Consider the following 876-nt stretch of genomic DNA (forward strand, 5'->3'; position numbering starts at 1 on the left):
GGAATGAGCAGATAGGGCGCGAGTGGAGCCTGCGGAATGAGCGGAACGAGATGTGTCGGAAGCTAGCGGTAGCGTTGTGGACATGGCATCTCTTGCGGATCTCGAGGTCAGGAATTTTCTGCTGACGGGGACACGAACCGGAAAGCTCGGATTCGTGGCGTCGGACGGTCGGCCGTTGGTGGCGCCGGTGTGGTTCGTGCTCGAGGACGACGCCGTCGTGTTCAACACGGGCGCGGACACGGCCAAAGGTAAGGCGATCGCCAGGGATCCGCGGCTGGTGTTGTCGGTCGATCTGGAGGAGCCGCCGTACGGTTTCGTGCAGATTCAGGGTGTGGCGGAGACATCGGAAGACCCCGATGACTTGCTTCGGACGGCGACGGCCATCGGTGGTCGGTACATGGGCGCGGACCGAGCCGAGGAATTCGGTCGACGCAACGGCGTGCCCGGAGAACTGGTCGTGAGGATCAAACCGACGAAAGTGATTGCGTCCATGAACGCGACTGCGTGAGTGGACCGAGAGTGGAGGGGATTCGTCGGTGTGCCGGGCTCGGTCCGCTCTCCTTGATGCCCTGTAGATTGGACAAGTGATGTGCACAGGCGCAAACGTCGCCGGCAGACGTCGGTCCGGTCCTTGTCGTTTCGGGTCCCACGGTGCGCTGTCCGAATCGATATCTCACGTGATGGGACCGAGGCCGATGGCCGTGTAACGATTGATCCCATGTGCGCAGATGTACCCATGAGTAACATCAGCGACTGCTGGGGCGTCGATTAGTTCTCGTTGCAGATACCAATTAGATTTGTGAGTTCGGTGTTCGGAAGTGTCGGAACTGTCGACGCGGACCGAAGGCGTGTGATTGTGGGAAAGAGAGGATTCGA

At 60.3% G+C, this 876-nt stretch carries 1 protein-coding gene; it reads left to right on the forward strand.

What is annotated here, in order from left to right; translation table 11 throughout:
• Positions 1–82: 82 nt before the first annotated feature.
• The gene (locus tag ACFULT_RS09360) at positions 83–508 is read left to right on the forward strand and encodes a PPOX class F420-dependent oxidoreductase (protein WP_037113836.1); all 426 of its coding nucleotides are present in this window, start codon (positions 83–85) and stop codon (positions 506–508) included.
• Positions 509–876 lie beyond the last annotated feature (368 nt).

Origin of the sequence: Rhodococcus sp. NPDC057297 (assembly GCF_042667435.1) — a bacterium.
GTDB lineage: Bacteria > Actinomycetota > Actinomycetes > Mycobacteriales > Mycobacteriaceae > Rhodococcoides.

What these genes read in the sequence shown, in the direction of transcription:
- ACFULT_RS09360 (WP_037113836.1), top strand. Translation starts at nt 83, where the DNA reads ATGGCATCTCTTGCGGATCTCGAGGTCAGGAATTTTCTGCTGACGGGG.